Here is a 23079-nt window from a genome sequence, read left to right as displayed (position 1 = left end):
CCTCGAGGCACGAGGCCCCGTTCAGGGTTCCCTCGCGAGCGCGCGAGCGGAGGGGGGAACGGGGTCCTCCAACAGCTGTCCTTCGACGACGAGCTCTTCGGGACCGCACCCGAGCCGGTGCGCGAGCGGCGGCTGCTCACGCCGGCCGAGGTCGCCGCCCGCTGCGGGCTGTCCTACGCGCCCTCGCCCGAGCAGGCCGGGGTGGTGTCCGCGCCGGCCGACCGGCCGCTGGTCGTCGTCGCCGGCGCCGGGTCGGGCAAGACCGAGACGATGGCGGCCCGCGTCTGCTGGCTGGTGGCCAACGAGCTGGTCGCGCCCGACGCGATCCTGGGCCTGACCTTCACCCGCAAGGCCGCCAGCGAGCTGGGCGAGCGCATCCGGATCCGGCTGGCGGCCCTCGCCCGGCACCCGGAGACCGACCCGGCGCTGTGCGAGCAGCTGGCCGTGGCGGCGCCGACGGTGTCGACCTACCACGGCTACGCCGCGTCGCTGGTCTCCGAGCACGGCCTGCGGATCGGGGTCGAGCCCGGCGCCGGCGTCCTCGGCCCGGCCATGTGCTGGGGGCAGGCGTCCTCCGTCGTCTCGGGCTGGACCGGCGACATGGACGACGTCCCGCTCAGCCCGCTGACCACCGTCGAGGACGTGCTGGCGCTGGCCGGCGAGCTCGGCGAGCACGACGTCACCGCCGACCGGCTGCGGGCGTGGACCGCGCAGCTGGAGCGGCGGATCGCCGGCTACCCCGACGCCAAGGGCAAGCGCGGCCCGTACGCGCCGGTGCGGGAGATGCTCGCCCGCCAGCGCGCCCGCGTGGCGCTGCTGCCGCTGGTCGAGGCCTTCGAGGCGCGCAAGCGGGCCGCCGGCGCGATCGACCACTCCGACCAGGTGGCGCTGGCCGCCCGGGTCGCGGTCACCGCGCCCGAGGTGGGGCGCCGCGAGCGGGCCCGCTGGCCGGTGGTGCTGCTCGACGAGTACCAGGACACCAGCGTCGGGCAGCTGCGGATGCTGGAGGCGCTGTTCGGGGGTCCGAGCGGGCACGCGGTGCTCGCCGTCGGCGACCCGCGCCAGTCGATCTACGGCTGGCGCGGCGCCTCGGCCGGCACGATCGAGCGCTTCGACCGCACCTTCCCCGGCGTCCGCGGGCGGCGGTCCGAGCGGCTCACCCTGGCCACCAGCTGGCGCAACGACGGCGCCGTCCTCGCCGTCGCCAACGCCGTCGCCGGGCTGCTGCCCGCCCCGGAGGTGCCGCTGCCCGACCTCACCCCGGCACCGGGGGCCGGCCCGGGACTGGTCGCCGCCGGGCTGTACCCGACGGTCGCCGAGGAGACCGAGGCGCTGGCCGACCGGCTGGCCGCCTGCTGGCGCGGCGAGGACCCGGCGCTGCCGCCGCGGCCCGACGGCCGCCCGCCCACCACGGCCGTGCTCGTCCGCACCCGCAAGCAGCTGCCGGGCATCGCCGCCGCGCTGCGCGCCCGCGGGCTGCCGGTCACCGTGGTCGGCCTCGGCGGGCTGCTCGAGGTGCCCGAGGTCTCCGACGTCGTCGCCACCCTCACCGTGCTCGTCGACCCGACCGCCGGCGATGCCCTGGGCCGGCTGCTCACCGGCGCCCGGTGGCGGATCGGCCCCCGCGACCTCGCCGCGCTCGAGGCCCGCGCCCGGGTGCTCGTGCGCTCGCGCCGGGCCGCCCGGGAGGACGACGACCCCGCCGCCCGGCCGTCCGAGCGCGGCAGCATCGTCGAGGCGCTCGACGACCTCGGCGACCCGTCGGCCTACTCCGCCGTGGCCCACCGGCGGCTGCGGCGCCTGGGCGCGGAGCTGGCGCACCTGCGCGGGCGGCTGGGCGACCCGCTGCCGGACCTGGTCGACGAGGTCGCACGCACGCTGGGCCTGGAGACCGAGCTGGCCAGCGCGCCCGGCGTCAGCCCCGGCGCGGCGCGGGCGCACCTCGACGCCCTGCACGGCGTGGCCGCCGAGTTCACCGAGCTGGCCGAGCTGCCCTCGCTGCCGGCGTTCCTGGGCTACCTGAAGGACGCCGAGGAGCGCGAGCGGGGGCTCGAACCCGGCGAGGTCGCCGTCGACCCCGAGTCGATCCAGCTGCTCACCGGTCACTCGGCCAAGGGCCTGGAGTGGGACGTCGTCGCCGTCCCCGGCATGACCGCCGACCAGTTCCCGGCGCGCACCGACACCGCCGACTCGTGGGTCAAGGACCCCGGCGCGGTCCCGGTCGACCTGCGCACCACCGACCGCGCCGAGCTGCCGCAGCTGCGCCTGCCGGTGCCCGGCTCCGGCGACCAGGCCGCGGTGCGGGCCGCGCTCGAGGACTACGTCGAGGCGTGGAAGGACTTCGGCACGGCCGAGGAGATCCGCCTGGGCTACGTGGCGGTCACCCGCGCCAAGCACCTGCTGGTCTGCTCGGGCAGCTGGTGGCGCGAGGGCGTCCGGCCCAACGGCCCCTCGGTGCTGCTCGACACCGTCCGCCGGGCGTGCGCCGCCGGCGCCGGCGTCGTCGTCGCCTGGGCCGAGCGGCCGGAGGAGGGGGCGACCAACCCGGCGCTGGACGAGTGGCCGGTCGGGGTGTGGCCGGCCGACCCGCTGTCCCCGCCCCGCCGCCGCGCGCTCACCGCCGCCGCCGAGCTGGTGGCCGCGACCCCACCACACCCGCTGGACGCCGCCGCCGTCCTCGGCACCGGCGACCCGGCGGTGGCCGACTGGGTCCGCGACGCCGACCTGCTGCTGCGCGAGCGCCGGCGCTCCGCCCGGCCGACGGTCGAGGTGCCGCTGCCCAGCCACCTGTCGGTGTCGGAGCTGGTCGCGCTGCGCCGTGACCCCGCCGGGCTGGCGCGGCGGCTGCGCCGGCCGCTGCCGGCCGCGCCCGCGCCCCTGGCCCGCCGCGGCACCGCCTTCCACGCCTGGCTGGAGGAGCGCTTCGGCGCCGCGCGGCTGCTCGACCTCGACGAGCTGCCCGGCTCCGGCGACGAGGGCGCCCCGCCCGACGGCGCGCTGGGCGCCCTGCAGGAGGCGTTCCTCGCCGGTCCGTGGGCCGACCGGCAGCCGGTCGAGGTCGAGGTGCCGTTCGAGACGCCGCTGGGCCCGCTGACCCTGCGCGGCCGCATCGACGCGGTCTTCGACGACGGCGACGGCGGCTTCGAGGTCGTCGACTGGAAGACCGGCCCGCCGCCGTCCGGGGCGGAGCTGGCCGCCGCGGCGGTGCAGCTGGCCGCCTACCGGCTGGGCTGGTCGCGGCTGGCCGGGGTCCCGGTCGAGCGGGTCAGCGCCGGGTTCCACCACGTCGCCGCCGGCGTCACCGTGCGCCCGGTCGACCTGCTCGACGAGGCCGGCCTGCTCGCGCTCGTCACCGGCGAGGACCTGCCCGAGGAGCCCCCGGACGACGTGCTGCCCCCGCCGCCGGAGGAGGACCCGGAACTCGGGTGACGCGGCCCGCTGCCCGACGGCGTGGTGCGGGCGCGGGCCTCACAGCGGTGTGCTGGTTGCTTGGTGGAGTAGGCCTGAGGCATGCGGGCGTACTCGATGGATCTGCGTGAGCGGGTTGTTGCCGCAGTCGATGGCGGGATGACCCAAGAGCGGGCGGCAGTGACCTTCCGGGTGTCGGTCAACACCGTGGGCCGATATCTGGCTCGGCGGCGGAACACCGGCAGCTTGGCCCCGACCGCGCAGCGGCACGGGCCGGTGCCGGCGAAGAAGCAGCAGCTGCAGGCCTGGCTGCCGGATCGGCTGGGTGCGGCGGCCGATGCCACCCTGGCCGAGCATGTCAGCGCCTTCGCCAGCCAGCGGGGCGTGGTGGTGTCGGCGGCGACGATGTCCCGGGCGATCGCCGCGCTGCCGCCCGACGAGCCGGATCAGGCGCTGACGCCGACCGGGCGGCGGCGGCGGCCGGGTCGGCCGCTGAAGTCAAAAGCCTGAGCGCCACCGAGCGCGACGAGACCGCGCGCGCTCGGTGGCACCGCGAGGTGGCCACCACCGATCCGGCCCGGCTGGTGTTCGTCGATGAGTGCGGCACTCACACCTCGATGACCCGCCGCCGCGCGCGGGCGGTGCGCGGGGTTCGGGCGCGCGGCGCGGTGCCGCGTAATCGCGGTGCGGTGACCACGTTGATCACCGGGCTGGCGTTGTCGGGCATGAGCCCGGCGATGACGGTGGAGGGCGGTACGACCGCGGCGGTGTTCGCCGCCTATCTGCAGCGGGTGCTGCTGCCGGCGCTGCGGCCCGGGCAGGTGGTGGTGGTCGACAACGTCGGCGCGCACAAGCCTGAGCGGATGCGCGCGCTGGTCGAGGCCGCGGGCTGCCGGCTGGTGTTCCTGCCCGCCTACTCGCCGGACTTCTCTCCGGTGGAGGAGGCGTTCAGCAAGATCAAGGCCCTGGTGAAAGCCGCCGGCGCGCGCACCCGCGCGGCCCTGGATGCGGCCATCGCCGTGGCGCTGGCCGCGGTCACCGCCACCGACGCCGCTGGCTGGTTCGCCCATGCCGGCTACTCCACCCACCAAACCACCTGAAGACCGCTGTCAGGACGGCGCGGTCAGCGCCGTGCCGTACTGCACGACGGGTGCGCCGGACGGCGTCCGGAGGGACGTCTCCTCGGTCAGGCCGAGCCTGCGCGCGACCGCCCGCGAGGCGGCGTTGTCCGCGTGCACCAGCGCGACCACCCGGGGCACCGCGAGGGCCCGCGCCCGGTCGAGCACCGTGCGCGCCGCCGTCGTCGCGGTGCCCTGCCCCCAGAACCGGCGGCCGAGCCGCCAGCCGATCTCCGGCACCCCGGTGGGTCCCCACGGCTGGGTCCAGGGCTGGACGCCGGTGAACCCGGCGACCTGCTCGCCGACGAGGACCGTGAACAGGCACAGGCCGGTGCTCTCCGCCAGCTCGCGCTGCCGCTGCACGAACGCCCGGTACCACGCCCGGTCCCGCAGCTCGCCGGTACCGACGTACCGCATGACCTCCGCGTCGTCGAACAGGTCCGCCCAGGTCCCGGCGTCCTCCGGGATCGGGACGCGGAGCCGCACGGTCACGTCGACGCGACGCGGTCCAGGATCGCGGCGGCCAGCTCGTCCGGGGCCTGCTCGGGGATCCAGTGGCTGACGCCGGCCAGCTCGACGAAGCGGTAGTCGCCGCTGACGTACTCGGCGCAGCCCTCGGCGGCGATCCGGCCGATCGCGATGTCGCCGTCGCTCCACACGTAGGTGGTCGGCACCGGAACGTCGTCGACCGGCGTCGCCGAGCTCATCGCCCGGTACCAGTTCAGCGCCGCGGTCAGCGCGCCCGGCGCCGACAGCACCGCCACGTACTCGTCGACGGCCTCGCGGTCCACGGCGTCGCCGAACATGCGCCGCAGCCGGCGGGCGTCGTCGGCCAGCAGCACCTCCTCGGCCTTGCCCTCCTGCCAGAACAGCCGGATGTAGGCGGAGCGCTCCTTCTGCTCGGGGTCGCTGCGCCAGGCCGCGGTGAACGCGGTGGGGTGCGGCACCGAGACGGCGGTCAGCGAGCGCACCCGGTCCTCGTGCCAGGCGGCCAGCGCCCAGGCGACGTTGGCGCCCCAGTCGTGCCCGACCACGTCGGCCACCGGGACGGCCATGGCCGTCATGAGGTCGGCGGTGACCTGCGCGAGGTTCGTCAGCGCGTACGCGTCGACGTCGAGCGGCCGCGCGCCGGGGGAGTAGCCGAGCTGGTCGACCGCGTAGGTGCGCAGCCCCGCCCCGGTCAGCCGCGGCGTCACCGCCGCCCACGACAGCGACGTCTCGGGGAAGCCGTGCAGCAGGAGCACCGGCCGCCCGTCCTCGGGTCCGTCGGCCCGCACGTCGAAGCTGAGGTCGCCGACGTCCACTCTCAACAGCTCTCCGGCCATGGGCCGGAACCTAGCCGGTGGAAGTCCACGATTACCGTCGGCGACCGTGACGAGCCCGGAACGCGCCTTCGTGCAGGCCCACCTCGACGACCTGCACGCCGACCTCGACGCCTGGCTGCGCATCCCGTCGATCTCCGCCGACCCCGCGCACGCCGCCGACGTCGCCGCCAGCGCCGGGTGGCTGGCCGCCGCGCTGCGGCGCACCGGCTTCCCCGTCGTCGAGGTGTGGGAGACCGCCGGGGCCCCGGCCGTCTACGCCGAGTGGCCGGCGGCCGACGACGGCGCCCCGGTGGCCCTGGTCTACGGCCACCACGACGTGCAGCCGGTCGACCCGCTCGAGCTGTGGGAGCACGCGCCGTTCGAGCCCGTGCGCGTCGACGGTCCCGACGGCCCGGAGCTGCACGCCCGCGGCGCCATCGACGACAAGGGCAACGTCGCGATGCACCTGCTCGGCATCCGCGCGCACCTGGCGGCCACCGGCCGCGACACCCCCGCCGTCACGGTCAAGCTGCTGGTGGAGGGCGAGGAGGAGTCCGGCTCCCCGCACTTCGCCGACCTGCTGCGCGAGCGCGCCGGCCGGCTGGCCTGCGACGTCGTCGTCGTGAGCGACACCGGCATGGCCGCGCCGGACGTCCCGAGCGCCGTCGTCGCCATGCGCGGCCTGGCCGACGCCGAGATCACCCTGCGCGGCCCCGCGGTCGACCTGCACTCGGGCTCGTTCGGCGGCGCCGTCCCCAACCCGCTGCACGCCATGGCGTCCCTGCTCGCCGCGCTGCACGACGAGCACGGCCGGGTCACCCTGCCCGGCTTCTACGAGGAGGTGCGCGCGCTGACCGACCGCGAGCGCGAGCTGATGGGCCGCGTGCCCTTCGACGAGGCCGCGTGGCTCGCCGGGCCGGCCGCCTCCCGCGCCACCGCCGGCGAGGAGGGCTTCAGCACGCTGGAGCGCATCGGCGCCCGCCCGACCGCCGAGGTCAACGGCGTGTGGGGTGGCTACACCGGCCCCGGCCACAAGACGATCATCCCGGCCGAGGCGCACGCCAAGCTCACCTTCCGGCTGGTGGCCGACCAGCGGCCCGGCGACGTCGGCCCGGTCCTGCGCGAGTGGGTCGAGCAGCACCTGCCCGAGGGCATCGAGGCCGAGGTGCACACCCCGCCCGGCGGCGTCGCCCCGTGCGCCAGCGACCTCGACTCGCCGCACACGGCGGCCCTGCTCCGCGCGATCGGGCAGGCCTTCGACACCGCCCCGGACGACGTGCTGTTCACCCGTGAGGGCGGCAGCGGCCCCGAGGCCGACCTGGTCGAGGTGCTCGGTGCCCCGCTGGTGTTCCTCGGCGCCGGGCTGCCCACCGACCGGATCCACTCGCCGAACGAGCGGGTGCTGCTGCCGATGCTGTACCGCGGGGCGGAGGCCGCGGCGCACCTGTGGCGGGAGCTGGCGGCTCGCTGACCCACGACGGGGGACCGCGGCGACGCGGGTGCCGGGGAACGGGCCGGCCGGGACCTAGCCTGACCGCGTGACCGGACCCGGACAGCCGAGCGCCCCCGCGGGGTGGTACCCCGATCCCGACGGCGCCGCCGGGATGGTGCGCTGGTGGGACGGGGCGGGCTGGTCGGACGTCACGACGCCGGCCGGCCCGGGCGTCGCGGTGCACACGCCGGTGGCCGCGCCGCCGCAGCCGCCGCAGCCGCCGTCGTCCGCGGCGCCCTGGCCGCCCGTCGCCGCCCCGCCGCGCCGCCGCGCCGCCTGGTGGGTCGGCGGTGGCGTGCTCGCCGTGGTGGCCGTGGTCGTCCTCGCCCTGGTGGTGGGCCTGTCGGGGCGCAGCGGCACGGCGACGACGACCGACCCCACGGTGGCGAGCTCCCCGTCGGCCGGGACGACGTTCCCGCCGGGCACGGTGCGGATCGTCGACGAGGACTCCGGGATCTCCTACCCGTTCCTCGGCACCGGCTGGTACGAGTACGACCTCGGCCCGATGACCGAGACCCGCACGATCGCCGGGCAGTACTTCACCACCCAGGAGCAGACCCCGGCCGGCATCTTCATCGCCCAGTGCACCTCGGGTCCGGTGTCCGACGGCTTCGGCTGGACCGGCCCCGGCAGCGAGCAGGCCACCGTCACTGCGCTGGCCGACACCGTCCGTGCGTCCTACTACCCCCAACCGAACGAGCGCGAGGTGCTCCGCGACGAGGCGCTCACCGTCGACGGCCACGCCGCGCACCTGATCGAGTTCCAGCTCGGCTGGGACGTCGAGGGCTACGACTCCACCGGGGAGCGGGCGGCGCTGGTCGTGGTCGACGTCGGCCGTCCCGACCCCGCGCTGCTCTACCTCTCGATCCCCAACACCCACGCGGAGCTCTACGGGGTCATCGACCGGGTCGTCGGCGACATCGACGTGCTGTGACACTGCGGTCCTCCGCCCCGCGCCCACGTGCCGTCCCGGCCTGCGCTGAGCCGTGCCGCCGCACCCGGCGAGGACCCCGCGGGTCCGTCCCCGGGCACGGCCCCGCAGGGCGCCTCGCCTCCGGACGCGGCCCCGTGCTCCGGAGGCCCTCGGCGCGCCCACGTCTCGCTCGCTCAGGCGGACGGGCCCCGGCACCGAGCTCGATCGACGCGCTGAGCCCGACTCCGGCCACCCGGCCCCGGCCGCCCGTCCTCCCTCACGGCAGCGCGTCCTCCCTCACCGCAGCGCGTCCTCCCTCACCGCCCACCGTGGGGGAGGACGCGCCACGATCAGGTCACCTGATCCCGGCTCCGTCCCCCGACCGCCCGGCGGGGCGTCGTCCGGCGCGGTTAGGGTCGGTCCGTGACATCAGCTGGGGCCGACCTGATCCTGCGGCACCCGGTGGAGCGCTTCTCGCTGGACAACGGGCTGCGGGTCGTCCTCGCGCCCGACCGCAGCGTGCCGGTCGTCGCCGTGACCGTCTTCTACGACGTGGGCATGCGCAACGAGCCGGAGGGCCGCACCGGCTTCGCCCACCTCTTCGAGCACGTGATGTTCCAGGGCTCGGCGCACGTGCCGAAGATGGAGCACGCCCGCCTGGTGCAGGCCGCCGGCGGCACGTTCAACGGCTCGACGCACCAGGACTACACGAACTACTACGAGGCGCTGCCGGCCGAGGCGCTCGAGCGCGCGCTGTTCCTCGAGGCCGACCGCATGGCCGCGCCGGCGATCACCGAGGAGAACCTCCGCAACCAGATCGACGTGGTCAAGGAGGAGATCCGGGTCAACGTGCTCAACCGGCCCTACGGCGCCTTCCCCTGGTTGCAGCTGCCGCAGCTGGCCTTCGAGAGCTTCGCCAACACCCACGACGGCTACGGCTCCTTCGTCGACCTGGAGAGCTCCACCGTCGCCGACGCCACCGACTTCTTCTCCCGCTACTACGCCCCGGGCAACGCCGTCCTGTGCATCGGCGGCGACCTCGACGTCGGCGAGACCGAACGGTCGGTGCGCCGCTGGTTCGGCGCGGTCGAGGCGCGCGACGTGCCGCCGACGCCGGTCACCGGCGAGCCCTCGCCGACGACGGTGCGCTCGGGCGTCGTCGAGGACCGGCTGGCCCCCGCACCGGCCGTCGCCCTCGGCTGGCGGGTGCCCGACCCGGTCGGCGACCTCGACACCTACCTCGGCACCGTGCTGTTGGCCGAGCTGCTCAGCGAGGGCGACGCCTCTCGGCTGGAGCGCCGGCTGGTGCACGACGACCGGCTGGCGGTGGCGCAGAGCAGCTACGTGGGCCTCTTCGGCGACCCGTTCGACGTCCGCGACGCCACCCTGCTGACCACCCAGGTGCACCACCCCGCCGCCGTGCCGGTGGAGGACGTCCTCGGCGCGGTGCACGAGGAGATCGCCCGGGTGGTCACCGAGGGCGTCACCGCCGAGGAGCTGGCCCGGGTGCAGGCCCGGACCAGCGCCCAGCTGCTGCGCGAGGCCGACTCGGTGCTCGGCCGCACCCTGGGCTTCGCCGCCGCGGAGCTGGTGCACGGCCGCGCCGAGCTGGCCGGGGAGATCGCCGCCCGGCTGGCCGCGGTCACCCCCGACGAGGTGCAGGCGGCGGCGAAGGGGCTCGATCCCGGCACCGCCGCGGTGCTGGAGCTGCGGGCCACCGGGGGTACCCGGTGAGCGCGCCGGTCCTGGACCTCGACCTCGTCCCGCCGCTGGGCGAACCCCGCCCGCAGCCGGTGCCGGAGGTGGCGACGACGACGCTGCCCAGCGGGCTCACCGTCGTCGTCGTCCCGCGGCCCGGCGTCCCGCTGGTCGAGCTGCGGCTGCGGGTGCCCTTCGCCGCCACCTCCCCGCGCGGCGCCGCCCAACACGCCGCCCGTGCGTCGGTGCTCTCCGGCGCCGTCCTCCTCGGGACGGCGCAGCACGACGCCACCGGGATCGCCGAGCTGCTGCAGGGCCACGGCGCCGAGCTGTCGGTGGCCGCCGACCCCGACCGGCTGCTCCTCTCCACGACGCTGCTGTCCGAGGGGCTCGCGCCGGTCCTCGGCGTGCTCGCCGAGGTGCTCACACAGGCGGCCTACCCGACCGACCGGGTGGACGCCGAGCGCGACCGCGTGGCCGAGCGGATCGCCATCGCCCGTTCCCAGCCCGGCGTCATCGCGCGGACGGCGCTGGCCGCCCGCCGCTACGGCACCCACCCCTACGCCGCCCAGCTGCCGACGCCGGAGCTGGTCGGCAGGGTCGGAGCGGCCGCGCTGCGCCGGCTGCACCGCGAGCGGGTGCTGCCCACCGGCAGCACCCTGGTACTGGTCGGCGACCTCGACGCCGGCCGGGCCACCGACGCCGTCGCCGACGCGCTGGGGAAGTGGGCCGGCGAGGGCGCCGCGGCCGGCGCGCCACCGGCTCCCACGCTGGCGCCCGGGCACCTGGAGGTCGTCGACCGGCCCGGCGCGGTGCAGTCCAACATCCGCCTCGGCGGACCGGCCCCGGGCCGCACCGACCCCGACCTGCCCGCCGTCCGGCTGGCCGGCATGGTCTTCGGCGGCTACTTCTCCTCGCGGCTGGTCGAAAACATCCGCGAGCGGCGCGGCTACTCCTACAGCCCGCGCAGCACCGTCGACCACCTCGCCGCCGCGTCCTCGTTCCTCGTCGAGGCCGACGTCGCCACCGAGGTGACCGGCCCGGCGTTCCTGGAGACCTGGGCCGAGCTGGGCCGGATGGCGCTGGCGCCGGTCACCGAGGCCGAGCTGGACGCCGCGCGGCGCTACGTGCTGGGGAGCATGGCGCTGTCCACCGCGACGCACGCCGGTCTGGCCAGCACGCTCTCGGCGCTGGCCGGGTCGGGTCTGTCCGCCGAGTGGCTGGCCGAGCACCAGCGCGCGCTGGCCGAGGTCACCGTCGAGCAGGTGCAGGAGGCCGCGCGGCGCTACCTGGCCCCGGCCGCGCTCACCGGCGTCATCGTGGGTGATGCCGAGCGGGTCACCGACTCCCTGCGCGCCCTCGGCCCGGTCGACGTCACCGCCAGCGCCGCCGCGACGGCACCGGAGCCGGCATGAGCGTCCCGCCCGGCGGGAGCACGCCGGACGACGTGACGCCCACCCGGGAGAGCTGGCCCGCCGGCACCCGGACGACCACCGGTGCGGTGCCGGTGCTGTCGCGCTCGGCGCACGACCGCGCGCACCTGGCGCGGTCGCTGCCCGACCCGACGGGGGGCCGCCCGGTGCGGGTGCTCACCGTCGACGAGCGGCGCGCCGTGCCCGTCGTCGAGACCGACGGCGGCCCGGCGCTGGTGTGGGACGAGCAGCCGGAACTGCCGGTCGGGGCGGTGTACCTCGGCGAGGCCGACGGCGTCCCGTACGCGGCAGTCCGGGGGGAGCGGGCGCTGACGGTCAACGGCCGGGCGGTGGACCTGTGGACCGGGCTGCGCGAGGTGGGCGCCGACCTCGGGGACCTCGACGCCGGTCTGCTCGCCGAGGCCATCGGCATCCTGGAGTGGCACGAGCGCGCCCGGTTCAGCCCCGTGTCCGGTGCCCCCACGACGATCGAGCGGGCCGGCTGGGTGCAGCGCGACCCGGTCACCGGCACCGAGCTGTTCCCGCGCACCGACCCGGCGGTGATCATGCTCGTGCACGACGGCGGCGACCGCTGCGTGCTCGGCCGCCAGGCGGTGTGGCCGCCCGGGCGGTTCTCGATCCTCGCGGGGTTCGTCGAGCCCGGTGAGTCCGCCGAGGGCGCGGTGGCCCGGGAGGTGGCCGAGGAGGTCGGCCTGGCCGTCACCGACATCCGCTACGTGAGCAGCCAGCCGTGGCCGTTCCCGCAGTCGCTGATGCTCGGGTTCGTCGCGCGGGCCGAGGGTGACCTGGAGCTGCGGCTGGACCCCACGGAGATCGAGGAAGCCCGCTGGTGGACCCGTGAGGAGCTCGCCGCCGGCCGCGGTCCCGAGGCGCTGCCGCCGCCGGTGTCGATCGCCCGGCACATCATCGACCGCTGGATCGCCGGCGACCTGGGCTGAGCCACGATCAGCCCACCTGATCGTCGAGCGTCCTCCCTCACCGCCCACCGTGAGGGAGGACGCGCCAGGATCAGGTCACCTGATCACCGCGGCGGCGCGGCCCACCGGTTCTGCAGCACCAGCGCCGGGTGCTCGGGCCGGTCGGCCAGCACCACCGCGTCGGCCAGCGCGGCGGGGTCGACCTCGTCGTCGTAGCGGTCGAAGGCGGGCAGCTCCCACGCCTGCTCCGCGGGGAACCGCCGGCGGCGCGCGGCCGGCGCCACCCGCAGGTGCACCACGACGTCGAAGGCCAGCCCCACGCCCTGCAGCAGCGCCCCCGGCACGAGCAGCACCCCGCCGGGCGGCACCGGCCGGTAACCGGCGCGGGCGGCGCGGTCGCGCTCGACGTCCCACAGCACGGGCAGGTACTCGCCCGGACCACCCGGCCCCACCCGGTCGAGCACCTCGCGGGCCAGCGCCCGGGTGTCGAGCCAGTCGGTGTAGCGCGCGTCGGGGTCGGTGCGGCCGTGCTCCAGGCGCAGCGAGGCCGGCCGGAGGAACCCGGCAGCGGGGACGACGACCGCGGGCCGGCCGAGGACGGGCAGCCGCCCGGCGACGGCGGCGGCGATGTCGACCGGCGCGGCCACGTCGGGGCCGTCGACGGCGACCCGCAGCGCAGCGGCCCCGGGCAGGGGCTCGACGTCGGCGAGGAGGGCGGCCAGCCGCTGGGCCAGCGCGCCCGGGGTCAGCGGCTGCGGACCGCTCAGCGGCGGCCGTCCGCGGGCGACGCCGGGCCCGGCCGGCTGCTGCCGCGCTCGACCCGCCGGCCGGCGGTCCGTCGCGGTGCGGGCGGTACCGCGGTCGTCGCCGTCTCGGCGGCCGGTGCGGGAGCGGCCGGTGCGGGAGCGGCCGCTGCGGGACCGGCCGGCGCGACGGGTGCGGCTGGCGGCGGGTCGCCCGGCAGCCGCTCCAGCGTCGCCAGCACCTCGCGGGCGAGTTCGTGCACCGGGCGGCCGAAGGACCGGGCCTGGGCCCGCAGCGCCTCGAACGCCGCGCGCGGCGTGGTGGTGTGCCGCTCGGCGAGCACGCCGATGGCCCGCTCGGTGAACACGCGCGAGGCCAGCGCGTGCTCGAGCTGGGCGACGGTGCGCTCCAGCGCCGCGATCCGGGCCTCGTGCGGGTCGGCCGCCATCTCGTCGGCCGCCGGGCCGCGGGCCGCCCGGCGGGCGGTGCGGTCGGGTTCGGCGGGGGCGCCCAGCTCCTCGGCGACGAGGTCGGCCAGGGACATGCCCTCCAGCAGGTCCCCGACGTCCTCGGCGCGGCCGGGCGCGAACACGCTCCAGCCGCGACCGGTCCGGGCGACGAGGACGGCCGGCCGGTCCGCCGGGTCACCGGGGGAGGAACCGGGCGTGTCGACGGCGGTGAGGTGCGCGGCGTCCGAGGTCACGGCAGCGGCTCCCGGGGCTGGTCCGGCCGGGCGGGCCGGGGACGGTCGGGGGGCACGGTCTCGACCCGCCGAGGGTCGATGATGCACCGTCGGGGGTCGGTGACCGTGCACCACCCGCCGTCTCAGGCGCCGGGCTGCTGCGCCAGCTGGGCCTTCACCTGGTCGATGCTGGGGTTGGTCAGGGCGCTGCCGTCGGCGAACACGAGGGTCGGCACCGTGCGGTTGCCCCCGTTGGCGTTCATCACGACGTCGGCGGCGGCCTCGTCGCGCTCGATGTCGACCTCGGAGTAGGTGATGCCCTCCATCTGCATGAGCTTCTTCAGCCGCACGCAGTACCCGCACCAGGTGGTGGTGTACATCGTCACGGCGGCGGGTGCGGCAGTCACTCGGGGTCCTCCAGGCAGTCGGTGGGTGCGGGGCGCACGGCGTCCCGGGCAGGGCAACACCCCGACCGCGGCGGACCTTCCCCGTCCCCACGCACCCCGCCGTCCCCAGGCCCGGGGTGTCCCCGCCGGGTGTCGTCCCCGGCTGGGAGACTCGGGGGACGGTCGCGCGACCGCCCGCCCGCACACCACTTGGAGGGACCCCGCATGCCGCGGACAGCCGACGCACCCGGACGTGCCGCCGGGTCTCCGGCGCCCTCCGCCGCCGGCGCCGAGGCGGTGCTGGCCGGTCTCGACGAGGAGCAGCGGACGGCGGCGCAGGTGGTCACGGGTCCGCTCTGCATCCTCGCCGGCGCCGGGACGGGGAAGACCCGCACCATCACCCACCGGATCGCCTACGGCGTGCACACCGGCGCCTTCGTGCCCGAGCAGGTGCTGGCGGTGACCTTCACCGCCCGGGCGGCCGGGGAGCTGCGCACCCGGCTGGCCGGCCTCGGTGTCGGCGGCGTGCAGGCCCGCACGTTCCACGCCGCGGCGATGCGCCAGCTGCGCTACTTCGCCCCGCGCGTGCTCGGCGGGCCGCTGCCGCCGCTGATCGAGAACAAGCTGCGCGTGGTGGCCTCGGCGGCGACCCGCAACCGGCTGACCACCGACCGCACCAGCCTGCGCGACCTCGCCAGCGAGATCGAGTGGGCCAAGACCACGCTGGCCACGCCCGAGGACTACGCCAAGCGGGCGCAGGCGGCGGGGCGGGAGCCGCCGTTCGAGGCGGACGCCGTGGCGCGGGTGTACGCCTCCTACGAGTCGGCCAAGCAGCGCGACGGGTCGCTGGACTTCGAGGACCTGCTGCTGGTCACCGCGTTCGCGCTGGAGGAGCACCCCGACGTCGCCCGGCAGGTGCGGGCGCAGTACCGGTACTTCGTCGTCGACGAGTACCAGGACGTCAACCCGCTGCAGCAGCGGCTGCTCGACGCCTGGCTCGGCGGGCGTGCCGACGTGTGCGTGGTCGGTGACCCCAACCAGACCATCTACTCCTTCACCGGCGCCGACCCCGACCACCTGCTCGGCTTCGCCGACCGCTATCCCGACGCGGAGGTGGTCAAGCTCGAGCGCGACTACCGGTCCACCCCGCAGGTGGTCGCGCTGGCCAACAAGCTGATCGGCCAGGCGCCGCCGCGGAAGGGGCTGCCGGGTCTGCGACTGCTCGGTCAGCGCGCCGAGGGGCCCGCTCCGCGCTTCTTCGAGCACCCCGACGAGCCCACCGAGGCCGCCGCGGTCGCGCAGGCCTGCCGCGCCCTGGTCGAGGCGGGGACGCCGGCCGCCGAGATCGCCGTCCTGTTCCGGATCAACGCCCAGTCCCAGGTCTACGAGTCGGCGCTCGCCGACGCCGGGGTGCCCTACGTCCTGAAGGGCGGCGAGCGGTTCTTCGAGCGGCCCGAGGTGCGCGAGGCCGTCGTGCTGCTGCGCGGGGCGGCGGCCGGCGGCAGCGAGCCGGGCGCGCTGGTGCCCACCGTGCGCGACGTGCTGGCCTCGACCGGCTGGGTCGAGCACCGGCCGCCGGCCGGCGGTGCGGCACGCGACCGGTGGCAGTCGCTGGCCGCGCTGGTCGACCTCGCCGTCGACCTGGTCGCCGAGGACCCGACCGTCGACCTGCCGCGCTTCGTCGCGCACCTCGCGGAGCGGGCCGACGCCCAGCACGCGCCCACCGTCCAGGGGGTCACCCTGGCCTCGATGCACGCGGCCAAGGGCCTGGAGTGGGACGCGGTGTTCGTCGTCGGCCTGGTCGACGGCGTGCTGCCGATCGCCCAGTCGCTGTCGCGGCCCGAGGCGGTGGAGGAGGAGCGCCGGCTGCTCTACGTCGCGGTCACCCGGGCCCGCGAGCAGCTGACGCTGTCCTGGTCGCTGGTCCGCAACCCCGGTGCCCGGCGCCCGCGTCCCCGGAGCCGCTTCCTCGAGGGCCTGGTGCCCGGGTCCACGCCGTCGGCGGCGCCGGTGCCGCGGAAGGCCAAGAAGGTCAAGGTCGTCCTCGACGGTGAGGCGGGGGAGCTGTTCGAGCGGCTGCGCGCCTGGCGCAGCAGCGCCGCGCAGGCGGCGTCGGTGCCGGCCTACGTCGTCTTCACCGACGCAACGCTGCAGGCCATCGCCGAGGCCAGGCCGGCCAGCCTGCGCGAGCTGTCGGGGCTGCCGGGTGTGGGGGCCCGCAAGCTCGAGCTCTACGGCGAGGACGTGCTCGCGACCGTCAGCAGTTGACCGCTCACATCGAGTGCCGGCGGGGCGGGGCTGGGTGGACCAGTCCCGCGGGTGGAGGACGGCGCCGTTAATTGCGTTGCGCCGGATCCGTGACCGCCCCTACTGTCCGATCTGCGCCTGGCGGAACCCCTCGGGCGCGCCAGACCGAGCCCGGCCCGACCGCCGGCTCCGACCCCGGGAGGAGGGGTACCCATGATCGACACCTCGTGGATCTGCACCCCCGCCGGGGTCTCCGGCCCGGGTGCCCTCACCGTGCGTGCGCCGCAGGCAGGTGCGCTGGGTGGCGTCAGGCCGTCCGCTCGCCCGCGCCACACCGTCGTCCGGTCCATGACGCCGTTCGCCCTCACCGGGACCGGCCTCGCGGCCGCCGGCGTCGCTGTGCACGGAACCGGTCTGCCCACCGCCGGCCTCACCACCGCCGGCCTCACCGCCACCGACGTCCTCGGCACCGCCGTCATCGGAACCGACGTCTTCGGTATCGGTGACCGCACCGGCGTCCTCCGTACCACCACCGACCCGAAGCCCACCACGAGCACCACCCTCGGGATCCCTCCCCCGAGGAGACCGCAGAGCTAGCCGCTCGTCCGGTCCTCCTCGAGGCCGCGGAACCCGAACCCGGGATCCGCGGCCTCTTCGTCTCTCGCGGCACCCGGCCCCGACCACCCGGTCGGCGGGCCCCCGCCGGCCGCGCACACGACGAGTACGAGGAGGAGCGGCAGTGCAGCAGACGATCGCCCGCCCGACGTCCCACCGCCGACCCGGGCTCCCCCGGACCGGCGGCGCCACCCCGAGGGCCCCGCGCCCACCGCTGGCCCCGGCACCGGTGCGGCGGACCCTGCCGTGCCGCGGGTCCGACGACCCGGACCTCTGGTTCGCCGAGAGCCCGGCGCTGCTCGAGCAGGCCAAGGTCCTGTGCGGCGACTGCCCGGTCCGCGACGCCTGCCTGGCCGGCGCGCTCGACCGCGGCGAGCCCTGGGGCGTCTGGGGCGGCGAGATCTTCGAGCGGGGTGTCGTCATCCCGCGCAAGCGCCCGCGGGGCCGGCCCCGCAAGGTCGTCGCGGCGTAGCCGCGGCCGGCATCCGACATCCTGACACCGCGCGGGCTCTCCACCCGCCGAGCACCGAGGAACCGAGATGAGCACCTACGAGTACGAGCTCGCCACCACCCGGCTGCGCGAGCTGCGGGCCGAGGCCGACGCCGCCGCCCGCGCGCGCCGGCTGCTCGCCGCCCGGCGGTGGACCCGGCGCGCGGAGTACGCCACCCGGCGTGCCGCGCGCGCCAGCGCCGCCGTCCGGTAGCGGACCCGCTGCCCCCACCGCGCGCACGCGCCCGGTGGAGGCAGCGCCGCCGTCCGCAGGGGCCGTCCCTGCGGACCCGATCCGCGGGGGCCGACCCCCGCACCGGCCGAGGCCGGGTCCCGGACGCTCCCGGTGCGTCCGGGACCCGGCCTCCTCGGCGTCGCGGTCAGGCGACGAAGCCGGGCAACCACTCCTCGCAGACGCTGCGGTAGTCGGCGGCGGCGTCGAGCTGGCAGAGCACGCCGATCGAGCCGATCGTCACGCGGTGGATGAGCAGGTAGGCCGGCGGCAGGTTGAGCAGGCGGCCCAGCCGGTTGGCCTCGCTGCGCGGATCGGCGAGGCGGGCGGCCTGGTCCTGCATCCACGCGCGCGTGAAGCGGAAGCCGTGTCGCTCGATCGGCTCGAGCATCGGCCGCAGGTAGTCGAGCACGCCCTGGGCGTCGACCTGGACGCCCGGGCGGACGAAGCCCTCGGTGCGCAGGTCGGCCAGGACGTCCTCGGCGCGTCCCTCCAGCGCCCAGCGCACCAGCCGGCCGATGGGCTCGGGCAGTCCGTCGGGCAGCCGGGCGGTGGCGCCGAAGTCGATCACGCCCAGCCGGTCGCCGTCGACCAGCCGGAAGTTGCCCGGGTGCGGGTCGGCGTGCAGGAGGCCGGCCCGCTGCGGCGCGGAGAAGTGCAGGACCGCCATCAGGTGCCCGGCGCGGTCGCGCTGCTCCGGGGTGCCCTCGGCGATCACCCGCGACAGCGGCAGGCCCTCCAGCCACTCGGAGACGATGACCTTGGGCGCGCTGGCGACCACCCGCGGGACGACGATCAGCGGGTCGCCGGCGTAGGCCGCGGCGAACTGCCGCTGCGCGTCGGCCTCGAGCCCGTAGTCGAGCTCCTCCACCACCCGCGCCTTGAGCTCGGCGATCAGCGGCTTGACGTCCAGACCGGGGAAGAGGACGGCGAACAACCGGGCGAAGCGGGCCAGCTGGTTGAGGTCCGCCATGAGCGCGGTGGCCGCCCCCGGGTACTGGATCTTGACGGCCACCTCACGGCCGTCGCGCCAGGTGGCGCGGTGCACCTGACCGATGCTGGCGGCCGCGGCCGGGGCGTCGTCGAACTCCCGGAACCGGGTGCGCCAGGTACCGCCGAGCTGCTGGGCGAGCACCGCGTGCACGGTGCGCACCGGCATCGGCGGCGCCTCCTCCTGGAGCTTGACCAGCGCCTCGCGGTAGGGCGCGGCCACCTCGTCGGGCACCGCGGCCTCGAAGACCGACAGCGTCTGCCCGAGCTTCATCGCGCCGCCCTTGAGCTGCCCGAGCACGGCGAACAGCTGCTCGGCGGTGCGCTGCTGCAGCTCGGCGGTCACGGCCTCCTGTGGCTGACCCGACAGGCGCTTGCCGATGCCCAGCGTGGCGCGCCCGGCCGCACCGAGGGGCAGCGAGGCCAGTCGCGCGGTGCGCGAGATCGAGCCCCTGGGGATCCCCCGTGCGTCGTCGCTCACCGTGCCATTGTCCCCTGCGCAGCGCTCGGGCCGCTGGCGGGACCGGGTGTCCCGTGCGCCCGGGCAGCCGGTGACGGGTCGGGGCCGGTGCACCCGCAGCCGGGGTGGGGCGGCCACCGGCGCAGCCGGGGCGCCAGGTCGGGCGGGCGGAGCTCGACGACGGCGGACAGCGCCGCCGGGCTGCCACTGCCGTCGAGGTAGGCCAGTGCCTGCTGCGCGGCGGCCAGCGCGGTGGCCCAGCAGGTGAGCGTGGCGCCGCTCGGCACGACCGCGGCGGCGGTGAGCTGTGCGGCCAGCACGGGCCACCGCGGGTCGGCGTCGCGGCGGTGCAGGTCGGCGCAGCGCAGGCAGCTGGTCACCCCTGGCACCACCAGCGGCCCGACGACGCCGGTCTCGCCGCGCACGGTCGCGACCAGGTGCGCCACCCCGGCGTCGTGCAGCCCGGCCACGAGCGGGTCGGAGGCCGACCAGGGCCGGGAGAGCACGACGAGGTCGGGGACGGCGCCCGGCGGCAGGGGCAGCAGGTCGGTGAGCGGACTGGCACGGCGGACGGCGTCCGCGGCGGCCTGGCGTCGCGGGCGGCCCTCGTCAGCGGCGGTGAGCCCACCGACGACGGCGTCCCCGGCGGCCACGGCGCCCTCGTCGCGGACGGCGACGCGCCCCACCCCGCTGGCCGCGAGCAGTGCCGCCACCGGGACGCCGACCCGCGTGGCGCCCTCGACCACCACCGACGCCGCACGGCGGGCGTGCCAGCGGGAGGAGCCGGCGCGGTCGCGGGCGGCGGGCAGCTCCGTGGCTGCGCGGGCGGTGGCAGCCGGCCCCGCGTCGGCGGCGAGCAGGTCGGCGGCCTCGAGGTCGACCAGCGTGCCGGTGGCCCGCAGCCGGTCGAGCAGCTCGCCGACCGAGCCGGGGTCCAGACCCGCCGCGCCGGCGTCGGCGAGGACCACCCGCTGGGCGCGCCGGCCGTCCAGGCCGCGCAGCAGGCCGGCGACCGTGGCCGGGTCGGCGCCGACCAGCAGGCCGTCGGCGCCGTCGACACCGCCCACCTGGAGGGCGTCGGGTTCGCGCTGCAGCAGCGGCGTGCCGGGTGGCAGGAGGGGGTGGGCGTCGGACACCGGGGCAGGGTGGCAGGGGAGGGGGCCGGCGTGCCGGCGCTGTCCACAGGTCCGGAGACGACGACGGCGGCGTCCTGCAGTGCGGGACGCCGCCGTGTCGCCCTCCTGCAGGGGCCCGCCGCGGCCTGCGAGCGGGCGGGCAGGAGGGTCCTCCCTCAGGCCTTGCCGAGGATCCGGTTCATCTTCGTGCCGCAGACCGGGCAGGTGCCCTGTGCCATCCGGCGACCGGACTCGCTGACCTTGACCTCGCCGTCGAAGTCCCGCTTCTCCTTGCACTTCACGCAGTAGCCGTTGTAGCTCTCCGCCACGGTGCCTCCTCCTCGTCGTCGGGCCGCTCGGCGTCCGTCCCCGGCCGCCGCCGTCGTCGGGGAACGCTACCCGGGTGGTCCGACGGGCCCCGGTACGACGGGCGGTCGGGCCCCGGCCGTGTGCCCACAGCCTGTGGACGGCCCTGGGGAACACGTGGGGACGCGGCGGCGTGTCGCTGTGCGCTCCCAGGGGACGGGCCGGGGACGCCGCGCCGTCCCCGCCCGGCGCGCGCCCGCCACCTGCACCGATCGGCCCGCCGCACTGTGGACGGGGTCATGGGAGGCGGACCGCGGCTGTCCACCGTCCGTGCGACTCGTACCCGTGCGGGTGGCTCCCGCCGCCGCACCGGCCGGTGGCGGCAACTACGGTCCAGTCGTGCGCGGCGCGACCTCCGACTCCCCGTCCGGCCCCCTCTCCGCACCGGGGCCGGTCGAGGTGCGCCGCAGCGCGCGCCGGCGCCGGACGGTGACCGCCTACCGGGAGTCCGGCCGGACGATCGTGCTCATCCCGGCGGCCTTCACCCCGGCCGAGGAGCGGCGGTGGGTGGCCCAGATGGTGGCCAAGCTGCAGACCCGCGAGGAGCGCCGCCGGCGCTCGATGGGCGGGGACGACGAGCTGATGACGCGGGCGCGGGCGCTGTCGGCGGCGCACCTCGACGGCGTCGCCCGGCCGACCAGCGTCCGGTGGGTCGGCAACCAGCAGCGGCGGTGGGGCTCCTGCACGCCCGCCGACGGCAGCATCCGGCTGTCGAGCCGGCTGCGCACCATGCCCGAGTACGTCGTCGACTACGTCCTGGTGCACGAGCTGGCCCACCTGCTGGAGCCCGGCCACGACGCCCGGTTCTGGGCCCTGGTGGCCCGCTACCCGCGCGCCGAGCGGGCCCGCGGCTTCCTCGAGGGCGTGGAGTCCGCCCGCGCCGACGGGGCGGACGCCGACGGCGGGAACGCAGCCGGCGACCTCGTCGACTGAGGGCGACGGCCGGGCCCGGTGCCGCCCGCCTCACGGAGGGCCGATCCGAGCGCGTGCGCCGGGCTCAGCGGGCGGCGTCGTCCCCGTCGCCGGACGGCTCGTCCGAGCCGTCGGCCGGGCCCGCGTCGCGGGCCTCCCCGGCGTCGTCGGCGGTCAGCTGGCGCAGCTCGTCGTCGACGCCCTGCCGGGCCACGAAGTCCAGCGGCTCGTCGAGGTCGTCGGAGGTGGGCAGCAGGTCGGGGTGCGACCACAGCCGGTCGCGCTCGGCGGCGCCGTGGCGCTGCGCCATCGCGCCCCAGACCGTGGCGGCGTCGCGCAGCCGGCGCGGGCGCAGCTGCAGGCCGACGAGCGTGGCGAAGGTCTGCTCGGCCGGGCCGCCGGAGGCCCGACGGCGGCGCATCGTCTCGGCCAGGGCGTCGTGACCCGGCAGCCGCTCGCCGGCCGCGGCGGCGACGACGGCGTCGACCCAGCCCTCGACCAGCGCCAGCAGCGTCTCCAGCCGGCGCAGCGCCATCTGCTGCTCCGGCGTCTCCTCCGGCTCGAGCAGCCCGCTGCCGAGGAGCTCCTGGATGCTCTCCGGGTTCGACGGGTCGAAGCCGCCGCCCATCGAGCCCATCGCGTCGTTGAGCCCGCGCTCGATCGCCTCCCGGTCGATGGTGATGCCGCGGGCGTAGGCGTGGACGGCGTCGTGCAGCTGCTGGCGCAGCCACGGCACGTGCGCGAACAGCCGCAGCGAGGCCGCCTCGCGCAGCGCCAGGAACAGGCGCACCTCGTCGGCCGGCCGGTCCAGCCCCTCGGCGAAGGCGGCGACGTTCTGCGGCACCAGCGCGCCGGCGCCGGCCGGGGCCAGCGGCAGGCCGACCTCGGTGCCGGTGAGGACCTCGCCGGCGAGCCGGCCGAAGGCCTGGCCGACCTGGGCGCCGAACATCAGCCCGCCCATCCGGCCCATGATCCCGGCCAGCGGCCCGGCCATCGCCATGGCCTCCTGCGGGAGGGCGCTGGTCATCGCGGCGACGACCTTCTCCGCCAGCGGGTCGATGAGTGCGCTCCAGGCCGGCAGCGTCTGCTCGACCCACTCCACGCGCGACCAGGCCAGCGTGCGCTCGACGCCGGAGGGCAGGTCGGTGGCCTGGTCCAGCCACAGGTCGGCCAGCCGCAGCGCCTCGGCGACGGCGGCCCGCTCGGCCTCCGACGTGGGCTGGGTGCCGGTGGCCAGCGTGCTGATCGCGCCCTGGCGGGCGAGGTCCCAGTTGACCGGGCCGCCCGACCAGTTCATGAGCTTCTGGAGCTCGGCGAACAGCGGCATCTTGCCCAGCAGGTCCTCGGGGGTGCCGCTCCCGGCGCCGCCGGCGCCGAACAGCGCGCCGAAGCCGAACGGGTCGGCGGGGTTCGAGCCCGGCTGGTCGCGGCGCTCGGGGTCGCGGTCGGGCATCCCGAAGCCGAACGGCAGGTCGCTCATGCCCCCACGGTAGACGCGTGATCACCCCGTCGCGGCCGGATCGGCGGCCCCGCCGTCCGCTCTCGGCGGACGGCCGA

At 76.9% G+C, this 23079-nt stretch carries 22 protein-coding genes; 13 read left to right on the top strand and 9 right to left on the bottom strand.

The genetic code is table 11. The features are described from left to right. Positions 1 to 117: 117 nt before the first annotated feature. The 3 genes from ACWIZO_RS02300 to ACWIZO_RS02290 all read left to right on the top strand — a co-directional run bounded on the left by ACWIZO_RS02300 (position 118) and on the right by ACWIZO_RS02290 (position 4508). A complete protein-coding gene (locus ACWIZO_RS02300) occupies positions 118 to 3429 on the top strand; it encodes a UvrD-helicase domain-containing protein (protein WP_448640933.1) in 3312 nt (1103 codons plus the stop codon). 81 nt (positions 3430 to 3510) lie between these two features. Next, positions 3511 to 3918 (top strand): IS630 transposase-related protein, encoded by a 408-nt coding sequence (locus ACWIZO_RS02295; RefSeq protein ID WP_448640932.1) that lies wholly within the window; start codon positions 3511 to 3513, stop codon positions 3916 to 3918. Next, on the top strand, positions 3915 to 4508 hold the full coding sequence (locus ACWIZO_RS02290; RefSeq protein ID WP_448642915.1) for an IS630 family transposase: 594 nt from the start codon (positions 3915 to 3917) through the stop codon (positions 4506 to 4508). The genes ACWIZO_RS02295 and ACWIZO_RS02290 overlap by 4 nt, the downstream gene beginning before the upstream one ends. 9 nt (positions 4509 to 4517) lie before the next feature. On the opposite strand, the gene ACWIZO_RS02285 is transcribed toward ACWIZO_RS02290, so the two are convergent. Then, positions 4518 to 5018 (bottom strand): GNAT family N-acetyltransferase, encoded by a 501-nt coding sequence (locus ACWIZO_RS02285; RefSeq protein WP_448640931.1) that lies wholly within the window; start codon positions 5016 to 5018, stop codon positions 4518 to 4520. Further along, positions 5015 to 5851 carry an alpha/beta fold hydrolase gene (locus ACWIZO_RS02280; protein ID WP_448640930.1) on the bottom strand — a complete coding sequence of 279 codons (837 nt, stop codon included), beginning with the start codon at positions 5849 to 5851 and terminating at the stop codon, positions 5015 to 5017. Before ACWIZO_RS02280 ends, ACWIZO_RS02285 begins: the two co-directional genes overlap by 4 nt. A 46-nt stretch (positions 5852 to 5897) precedes the next feature. Between ACWIZO_RS02280 and ACWIZO_RS02275 the strand changes: the two genes are divergently transcribed. The 5 genes from ACWIZO_RS02275 (at position 5898) to nudC (ending at position 12304) form a co-directional block, all read left to right on the top strand. After that, a complete protein-coding gene (locus ACWIZO_RS02275) occupies positions 5898 to 7301 on the top strand; it encodes a M20/M25/M40 family metallo-hydrolase (protein ID WP_448640929.1) in 1404 nt (467 codons plus the stop codon). 67 nt (positions 7302 to 7368) lie between these two features. Beyond that, positions 7369 to 8256, top strand: coding sequence for a DUF2510 domain-containing protein (locus ACWIZO_RS02270; RefSeq protein WP_448640928.1), 888 nt, complete (start codon positions 7369 to 7371; stop codon positions 8254 to 8256). 402 nt (positions 8257 to 8658) lie between these two features. Then, positions 8659 to 9969, top strand: coding sequence for a M16 family metallopeptidase (locus ACWIZO_RS02265; protein WP_448640927.1), 1311 nt, complete (start codon positions 8659 to 8661; stop codon positions 9967 to 9969). After that, a complete protein-coding gene (locus ACWIZO_RS02260; protein WP_448640926.1) occupies positions 9966 to 11348 on the top strand; it encodes a M16 family metallopeptidase in 1383 nt (460 codons plus the stop codon). The genes ACWIZO_RS02265 and ACWIZO_RS02260 overlap by 4 nt, the downstream gene beginning before the upstream one ends. Continuing rightward, on the top strand, positions 11345 to 12304 hold the full coding sequence (gene nudC / locus ACWIZO_RS02255) for an NAD(+) diphosphatase (RefSeq protein ID WP_448640925.1): 960 nt from the start codon (positions 11345 to 11347) through the stop codon (positions 12302 to 12304). Before ACWIZO_RS02260 ends, nudC begins: the two co-directional genes overlap by 4 nt. Before the next feature lie 83 nt (positions 12305 to 12387). Here nudC and ACWIZO_RS02250 read toward each other — a convergent pair whose 3' ends face one another. From ACWIZO_RS02250 to ACWIZO_RS02240, 3 genes are all read right to left on the bottom strand, one after another. Beyond that, a complete protein-coding gene (locus tag ACWIZO_RS02250) occupies positions 12388 to 12930 on the bottom strand; it encodes a uridine kinase (protein ID WP_448640924.1) in 543 nt (180 codons plus the stop codon). A 116-nt stretch (positions 12931 to 13046) separates the two neighbouring features. Then, entirely contained in the window at positions 13047 to 13730 is a 684-nt protein-coding gene (locus tag ACWIZO_RS02245) for an ANTAR domain-containing protein (RefSeq protein WP_448640923.1), read from the bottom strand. 122 nt (positions 13731 to 13852) lie between these two features. After that, entirely contained in the window at positions 13853 to 14116 is a 264-nt protein-coding gene (locus tag ACWIZO_RS02240) for a mycoredoxin (protein ID WP_446757144.1), read from the bottom strand. Between the two features lie 204 nt (positions 14117 to 14320). On the opposite strand from ACWIZO_RS02240, the gene ACWIZO_RS02235 reads away from it, so the two are divergent. The 4 genes from ACWIZO_RS02235 to ACWIZO_RS02220 all read left to right on the top strand — a co-directional run bounded on the left by ACWIZO_RS02235 (position 14321) and on the right by ACWIZO_RS02220 (position 17661). Then, positions 14321 to 16363 carry an ATP-dependent helicase gene (locus ACWIZO_RS02235; RefSeq protein ID WP_448640922.1) on the top strand — a complete coding sequence of 681 codons (2043 nt, stop codon included), beginning with the start codon at positions 14321 to 14323 and terminating at the stop codon, positions 16361 to 16363. A gap of 192 nt (positions 16364 to 16555) precedes the next feature. Beyond that, positions 16556 to 16939 (top strand): hypothetical protein, encoded by a 384-nt coding sequence (locus ACWIZO_RS02230; RefSeq protein WP_448640921.1) that lies wholly within the window; start codon positions 16556 to 16558, stop codon positions 16937 to 16939. Positions 16940 to 17081: 142 nt separating this feature from the next. Beyond that, positions 17082 to 17429 carry a WhiB family transcriptional regulator gene (locus tag ACWIZO_RS02225; protein ID WP_448640920.1) on the top strand — a complete coding sequence of 116 codons (348 nt, stop codon included), beginning with the start codon at positions 17082 to 17084 and terminating at the stop codon, positions 17427 to 17429. Between the two features lie 67 nt (positions 17430 to 17496). After that, the gene (locus ACWIZO_RS02220; protein ID WP_446757140.1) at positions 17497 to 17661 is read left to right on the top strand and encodes a hypothetical protein; all 165 of its coding nucleotides are present in this window, start codon (positions 17497 to 17499) and stop codon (positions 17659 to 17661) included. A 166-nt stretch (positions 17662 to 17827) separates the two neighbouring features. On the opposite strand, the gene ACWIZO_RS02215 is transcribed toward ACWIZO_RS02220, so the two are convergent. From ACWIZO_RS02215 to ACWIZO_RS02205, 3 genes are all read right to left on the bottom strand, one after another. Continuing rightward, positions 17828 to 19150, bottom strand: a complete 1323-nt coding sequence (locus ACWIZO_RS02215; RefSeq protein WP_448640919.1) for an ABC1 kinase family protein — start codon at positions 19148 to 19150, stop codon at positions 17828 to 17830. After that, positions 19147 to 20265, bottom strand: coding sequence for a ThiF family adenylyltransferase (locus ACWIZO_RS02210; RefSeq protein ID WP_448640918.1), 1119 nt, complete (start codon positions 20263 to 20265; stop codon positions 19147 to 19149). Before ACWIZO_RS02210 ends, ACWIZO_RS02215 begins: the two co-directional genes overlap by 4 nt. 155 nt (positions 20266 to 20420) lie before the next feature. Continuing rightward, on the bottom strand, positions 20421 to 20573 hold the full coding sequence (locus ACWIZO_RS02205; protein ID WP_012950213.1) for a DUF5679 domain-containing protein: 153 nt from the start codon (positions 20571 to 20573) through the stop codon (positions 20421 to 20423). A gap of 376 nt (positions 20574 to 20949) precedes the next feature. Between ACWIZO_RS02205 and ACWIZO_RS02200 the strand changes: the two genes are divergently transcribed. Then, a complete protein-coding gene (locus ACWIZO_RS02200) occupies positions 20950 to 21543 on the top strand; it encodes a M48 metallopeptidase family protein (protein WP_448640917.1) in 594 nt (197 codons plus the stop codon). A 64-nt stretch (positions 21544 to 21607) separates the two neighbouring features. Here ACWIZO_RS02200 and ACWIZO_RS02195 read toward each other — a convergent pair whose 3' ends face one another. Next, on the bottom strand, positions 21608 to 23002 hold the full coding sequence (locus ACWIZO_RS02195) for a zinc-dependent metalloprotease (protein ID WP_448640916.1): 1395 nt from the start codon (positions 23000 to 23002) through the stop codon (positions 21608 to 21610). Between the last annotated feature and the right edge of the window lie 77 nt (positions 23003 to 23079).

It is taken from the genome of Geodermatophilus sp. URMC 63, from assembly GCF_053502565.1.
Note: the sequence above shows the minus strand (reverse complement) of the source record. Positions and strands in the feature narration are given on the sequence as shown.

Excerpts from the sequence above, each read along its gene's own strand:
- ACWIZO_RS02295 (WP_448640932.1), top strand. The coding sequence starts at position 3,511 with ATGCGGGCGTACTCGATGGATCTGCGTGAGCGGGTTGTTGCCGCAGTC.
- ACWIZO_RS02280 (WP_448640930.1), bottom strand. The coding sequence starts at position 5,851 with ATGGCCGGAGAGCTGTTGAGAGTGGACGTCGGCGACCTCAGCTTCGAC.
- nudC (WP_448640925.1), top strand. The coding sequence starts at position 11,345 with ATGAGCGTCCCGCCCGGCGGGAGCACGCCGGACGACGTGACGCCCACC.
- ACWIZO_RS02235 (WP_448640922.1), top strand. The coding sequence starts at position 14,321 with ATGCCGCGGACAGCCGACGCACCCGGACGTGCCGCCGGGTCTCCGGCG.
- ACWIZO_RS02230 (WP_448640921.1), top strand. The coding sequence starts at position 16,556 with ATGATCGACACCTCGTGGATCTGCACCCCCGCCGGGGTCTCCGGCCCG.
- ACWIZO_RS02220 (WP_446757140.1), top strand. The coding sequence starts at position 17,497 with ATGAGCACCTACGAGTACGAGCTCGCCACCACCCGGCTGCGCGAGCTG.
- ACWIZO_RS02195 (WP_448640916.1), bottom strand. The coding sequence starts at position 23,002 with ATGAGCGACCTGCCGTTCGGCTTCGGGATGCCCGACCGCGACCCCGAG.